At 49.4% G+C, this 6,200-nt stretch carries 5 protein-coding genes; 4 read left to right on the forward strand and 1 reads right to left on the reverse strand.

What is annotated here, in order from left to right:
- Position 1 precedes the first annotated feature (1 nt).
- From QZ938_RS18445 to QZ938_RS18455, 3 genes are read left to right on the forward strand one after another with little or no spacing between them, the layout of a single operon-like run.
- On the forward strand, positions 2 to 1,072 hold the full coding sequence (locus QZ938_RS18445) for a DUF262 domain-containing protein (protein WP_293148449.1): 1,071 nt from the start codon (positions 2 to 4) through the stop codon (positions 1,070 to 1,072).
- Positions 1,073 to 1,074: 2 nt separating this feature from the next.
- Positions 1,075 to 1,800: an MAE_28990/MAE_18760 family HEPN-like nuclease gene (locus tag QZ938_RS18450; protein ID WP_293348784.1), complete on the forward strand. Its 726-nt coding sequence runs from the start codon at positions 1,075 to 1,077 to the stop codon at positions 1,798 to 1,800.
- On the forward strand, positions 1,797 to 2,921 hold the full coding sequence (locus tag QZ938_RS18455; RefSeq protein ID WP_293148453.1) for a DNA cytosine methyltransferase: 1,125 nt from the start codon (positions 1,797 to 1,799) through the stop codon (positions 2,919 to 2,921). The genes QZ938_RS18450 and QZ938_RS18455 overlap by 4 nt, the downstream gene beginning before the upstream one ends.
- A gap of 58 nt (positions 2,922 to 2,979) precedes the next feature.
- On the opposite strand, the gene QZ938_RS18460 is transcribed toward QZ938_RS18455, so the two are convergent.
- Entirely contained in the window at positions 2,980 to 4,215 is a 1,236-nt protein-coding gene (locus tag QZ938_RS18460; protein WP_293365615.1) for a hypothetical protein, read from the reverse strand.
- Positions 4,216 to 5,011: 796 nt separating this feature from the next.
- Between QZ938_RS18460 and QZ938_RS18465 the strand changes: the two genes are divergently transcribed.
- Entirely contained in the window at positions 5,012 to 5,947 is a 936-nt protein-coding gene (locus tag QZ938_RS18465) for a tetratricopeptide repeat protein (protein ID WP_293348787.1), read from the forward strand.
- The last annotated feature ends 253 nt before the right edge of the window (positions 5,948 to 6,200 follow it).

Below are 6,200 nucleotides of genomic sequence, written 5' to 3' on the forward strand. Positions count from 1 at the left end.
GATGATCGACGAGAACCAATCTAAGTTCACTGATGAGGAGGTTGCTGCTGCTGAGGAACAGATTTTTGAACATACAAAGAGAATTGAGTTCTATCTGACGGAATATTCCATTGAGCTTCTCGCCCAAAAGATGCAGAAAGGAGATTTTGAGATTCCGGCCTACCAGCGCGAGTTCACATGGGAATCAGAGCGCAAATCCCGGTTCATTGAGTCGGTATTGATGGGGCTTCCGATCCCTTTCCTCTTCTTTTGGGAAAGCCCGTTAACAGGTAAGCTTGAAATTGTTGATGGTTCACAGCGCCTTAGAACCATTCAAGAGTTCGTTCTTGGGGACTTTCCCTTAGGTGACTTGGAAGAACTATCGCTACTGACCGGATTTCGATTCAAAGATCTACCCGAATCTCGGCAACGAAAAATCAAGAACCGTTCCATTAGGGGGATCGTGCTCAATGAACACGCCGATGAGCAAGCACGATTCGATCTTTTCGATCGAATTAACACAGGAAGCAAGGTCGCCAACAAGGCTGAGGTGCGTCGAGGTGCGTTAGGAGGTGCTTTCCTCGACCTTGTGATTTCACTCGCCAAAGAGCCGAGCTTTGAAGAACTTGCGCCAATATCTGACAAGCTTTTATTGGAGCGTGAGAGAGAAGAACTCGTTACACGATTTTTCGCCTACGGTGATGGACTGGAGACATACAAAGACAGAGTGTCGCCATTTCTTTTCACCTATACGAAGAAGATGAACGATCACTTTAAACACAACCCAGCGGACATTGACTCCTACCGACGGCGCTTTATGGAAATGATAGACTTTGTGTCGCGCAACTTCCCGTTAGGCTTTCGCAAAGCACCTAAAGGTAAGGCGACACCCCGATCGCGTTTTGAAGCTATAGCCATTGGAAGCTATCTGGCACTTCAGCAACGGCCAGAGATAGCTAACCAATTGATCGAAGTTGAAGAATGGTTGAATAGCAAGGACTTTACAAAAGTGACAGGAGCAGACGGTGCGAACGCAATAGGAAGACTCAGGGGTCGTATAAATTTCGTTCGCGATCGTTTACTTGGAGATTGAGGATGGAGGATTTGAGCCAAGCTTTTGAAGAGCGTTTACAGGAAATTGAAACTTACCTTGACCTGCTTGAGTCTATACAGGAACAAGTGCAGGGAGGAGCTCCACAAATCGGGGAAGCTACGATCACTCCGCAACAGCAGAAAATCCTCTATTCGAGTGTTTACTTACAGCTCTACAATCTTGTCGAGTCAACTATTACTCGGTGCGTAGATGCCGTATCTCAGGCAGTGGTTAATAACAGCTCGCTGCCCAATGAGTTGTCCATTGAGTTGCGCCGCGAGTGGGTGCGATGCACCGCACGTACCCATAATGATCTCAACTACGAGAAGCGCCTGAAATCTGCATTGAACCTCTGCGATCATCTAGTGCAGGCGCTTCCGATATCAACTTTTGAAGTTGAAAAGGGTGGGGGTGGTAGTTGGGACGATAATGGGATTGAGACCATCAGCAAACGTCTGGGCTTATCGTTGCACATCAGCTCCGATATCTACAGGAGTGTCAAACGACCATTCCGAAACGATCAAGGTGCGCTTGCGTTTATCAAAGACCTTCGGAACGGTTTGGCGCACGGTAGCCTGTCATTTGCAGAGAGCGGCGAGGGTATTACTGTTAGCGATCTCCGTGACCTCACTGAACGAACAGCATTGTATCTGAGAGAGGTTGTAAATTGCTTCAAGTTATTCATAGATGCACATGAGTTCCTAATGCCGGAGAACCGACCTCAATGAGCACAGGCATGAATCAAGATCAGACTATTGTCGGCACTGACATACGCAAAGAGCCTCATACCGATCGCAGAAGTACAGCGATTAGCTGCATCGATCTGTTTTGCGGTTTGGGCGGTCTTACGCATGGACTGATCCGAGGAGGTATTCAGGTTGTTGCGGGCATCGACATCGATCGACAATGCCGCTTCCCATACGAGAGCAATAATGACGCTATTTTCGTCGAGCAGGATGTCAGCACTTTGTCTGGTGCCCAACTTGCAGACATTTTTGGCGATGAGAAATTGCGGTTGCTGGCAGGCTGTGCGCCCTGCCAACCATTCTCTACTTACAGCCGTAAGGGACGCCAAGAACGCCAGGATAGCAAGTGGGCACTGGTATCCGACTTCGGTCGGCTAGTACGGGAGACTCAACCCGAATTCGTGACGATGGAGAATGTACCACAGCTTTTAGAGCATGAAGTTTTCAAGGATTTTTTGAAGGAACTGGAAGGCTATTCGATCAGTTGGAGCATTGTAGATTGTGTTCAATATGGCGTTCCACAGACTCGTAAACGGCTTGTGCTCCTAGCGTCGCGATTAGGGGCAGTAGAGTTAGTACCCCCAATCTCTTCTAGACGATCGTGCACAACTGTGCGTGAGGCGATTTCCCATCTACCCGCCCTAGCAGCCGGATGCTCCGATCCAAATGACGCAATTCATGCAGCGTCCTCACTCAGTGACCTGAACCTCCGCAGAATCAGAGCCTCAAAACCCGGAGGCACATGGCATGACTGGGATGTTTCACTGCTTGCACAATGTCATCGCAAGAAATCGGGACAAACTTATCCTAGCGTGTATGGTCGTATGAAGTGGGACACCCCGGCTCCAACGATCACAACCCAATGTTTCGGCTACGGAAATGGTCGGTTCGGACACCCGGAACAGGATCGTGCAATTTCTCTTAGAGAAGCTGCTATCCTTCAGACTTTTCCAGAAAATTACCGCTTCCTTGCTCCTGGCGAAGGTGTGTGTTTCAGCAAACTGGGTCGCTTAATCGGAAACGCTGTTCCCGTCCAAATTGGCGAAGTGGTCGCGCAAAGCCTACTGGCTCATGTACAGAAATACGATAGGCGGCTAAAGTAAAAATACAACATTAAAGGTTAAAAAACTTTTAATGTTGTATTTTTACTTGCCATATTTTTTACTCTTCAACAGGCTTAGGTTTCTTGACCGGCTTAGGAAGAGGTTCCTTGGGGACAGGCGGTGCTGCGGCGGACTTGATAGTAGGACGCCCTACAGGAGTACCGTCACCGCTTGGCTTAGGAGTAAAGGGACGCTTGTTTCCCCCTCCTTTGTAGCCGCCACCAGGCTTACCGCTGCCGGGGGGGAATTTCCGCTTTTTAATCGGCAGGGCGCCAATATTGTTGGCCTGCTCAATCATCAGACTGTCAGCTTGCAATTTGACGTGGAAATCCCAAAAAAACCCGATCGCCTTTGTTCCTACATCCCCCTTGAGTTTCAGCTTAAAAAACTTCATCTTGTCGTCATTCTTGCGAGGAGCTTGCTTGATTTTGACGATGAGATACTTTTCTTCCTCTTGCGATTGTTGATAAATCACCTCGCCTCGAATCGAAAAATAGCCATCTTCAACATCAGGTTCCGAGGGCGGCAAAGATGCAGTCGGTGGTTCGGCGCTAGTCTCAATCTCCCCTGCTTCCTGATTTTCCTCATCAGAGGAAGTTTCTGGAGATTTTTTCAGGGTTTCCGGCTCCCAAACACCCATAATTTGGGCGTGCAAGTTGCCGTCTTCTTGCCTGGTGCGGGGATAGACCACCCAGAGGTGTTCTTGTTCCAGATCCAGGTGATTTTTGACTAAACTCATAACTCTACCCAGCAAAACTGCGTCGATGGCAGTTCCGTCGGCAGCTATCAACATACCTCGGGTGAATTGCTCTTCAGATTGGGTGTAGCGGCCCCGCACTAAACCAACAGCTCGGTACTGTCTGGGTTCGCTGGGAGGGGGAATGGGATGTTGGCGCATGACAGAGGGTATGTCATCATCATCGACCTGAGTTTCGTTAGTGGGAGGCTTGGGGGTTGGGGTAGGTGCGACTGTGAGTTCAGTTGTCTTACCAGCAGATTCCGCAGGCGCTGCTGGCTCCGAGAGCGCAGGAGCATCGCTGGGCTTTGGCTTTGTTTTGTCCCCATCGGGGGCAGAACTGTAGCGTGGTCGTTGCAGCGTATCCTTTGGCGCTGGGGCGTCCGTTGGCGCTGGGGCGTCCGTTGGCGCGTCCGTTGGCGCTGGGGCGTCCGTTGTCGCTGGGGCGTCCGTTGGCGCTGGTGGTTGCTTTTGATCGACAGGTGCAGCCGACGCGGAAGACACGGGACTTTCGTCTGGTGTGTCGGGCACGGAGGCTGTAACTGCGGGCTGATTCACGGCGGGCTCGGTTGGCTGAGCCTTGCGAGCAGAAGTAGATTTGGACGATTTGGAAGACCGGTTCGGAGAGGGGTTCATAAAAACTCCTTGCAGCGGAGACACATCCCTTGAGGGAAATTAGGAATAAACTGAAGAAACTGATTTAAAAACTACTAGCACCCGACTTGAGGCTTGCGCCGGAAAGTTGGGTTTTGACCCGTCAACGCCAACTTTCTACTGCGCTACGAGCAATCCTGGATTCGCTGGCTGCTCTAATCCTTGTTGGCAAAGAGTTTGAGAGTTGCTAACCCACGGATCGGTCGATCGCCCGAAAGCTGGCGTTGCTGGCTAATAGCGTTTAGGATATTCAGATACTTCAAGTCCGGACAATCTAGGATATATCCCGACATAGCGTGTTGAATACCTGAGCATCCAACCCGGCAATATCTCGCAATGGTTTGAGGAAAATCCCCAAAGCGCCGTTCCAATCTCTCTGGAGTAGCTTGCCTATTTTACTTAATCCAATTACCTAACGGACTGATCCGCCATATTTTCGGTAATTTTGAGCTTGACCGCACTCTTATTGGACGAAAGCCACATTCCTTGGGGCTGCGGGTCTTTGTGTCCAAAATAGTTTGGCTAGCGTGGAGTTGCGGGTCTGTTACCATATTAGCTGCAAGCAAAAGACTGGTTTGTGAATTGGGACTTTGAACTTAAGAACTTTTATGGTTGCATAGATCTGGTTAAATCGCAGACGCCCCTAGGCGATGGGTTGATTCTTAGAAAATAGTAGATTTTAAGTTGGGATAGTTGAATTATGGAAAAAGCAAACAAGGGTCGCGGGTTGATTACTGTCGTGGTAGTGCTTGCGCTCATCGCTTTTGTGGGATTTTCTCTGGTTCCAATTTTGGACAGTATTCTCAAGAGCACTCAAGCACAAAGTCGATCGACTCCAACGCCAACTCAGACAGCCGCATCTAACGACAAGCAATCGCAGTTGCTCCAAGATCAAGTGAGGGGGTACGAATTGGTTTTGCAGCGGGAACCTGACAATGTAACGGCTTTGCGGGGACTTTTGCAGGTACGGCTGGAGTTGATCGGACAAGGAGTGGGGGCGATCAAGGATGTGGTGCCGACTTTGGAAAAGTTGGCTAAACTGAATCCTGAAACTACGGAATACGGGATTTTGCTGGCTCAGGCGAAGGAACGCACGGGCGATCGCGAAGGGGCTGCTGGGGCCTATCGATCGATTTTAGCGTCTAAGCCTGGGGAAATTAAGGCTTTACAGGGGTTGGTGAATTTGCTGTTGGTGCAGCAACGGCCCGAAGCTGCGATCGGACTGCTGCAAGATACGCTAAAGGCTGCTCCGGCGCAGAATCAGGCGAAACCGGGAAGTATTGATGTAACTTCAGTGCAGTTGATTTTGGGACAGGTGTATGCGGTGCAGAAGCGCTACCCAGAGGCGATCGCGATTTACGACGAATCGGCTAAGGCGAATCCAAAAGATTTTCGTCCGATTTTAGCTCATGCGATCGTGTTGAAGGAACAGGGCAAAACAGACGAAGCAAAAACGCTGTTTGATAAAGCTACTGAGTTAGCTCCACCTAACTATAAAGACCAAATCAATCAGTTAGCTAGTGGCACTCCTTCGCCTTCTCCTGCGGCGGAAAAAGCGAGTCCCGCCCCTGCTGCTTCTCCGAGTCCAGAACCGGCAGATTCTCCCAGTCCAGAAGGTGCGCTACCGAAACCTTAAGGAAGATTTGTAGGGCGGTACGAAGAGTTTCCGCCCCACGATTTTGAGTGAAAAAGTTGATATTTTTAAATCAAAACTTCTTATTTTATTCGGAATTCTAAATTAGAGAGTATCGGCAAAAATAACGATTATAAGGTTTGTAGTGAGGACTTCAGTCCTTTGATTGGATGCGGACTAAAGTCCTCACTACGAACCTAGGATTATAAGGTTTGTAGTGAGGACTTCAGTCCTTTGATTGGATGCGGACTAAAGT

Source organism: Microcoleus sp. CAWBG27 (genome assembly GCF_020883145.1).
Lineage (GTDB): Bacteria > Cyanobacteriota > Cyanobacteriia > Cyanobacteriales > Microcoleaceae > Microcoleus.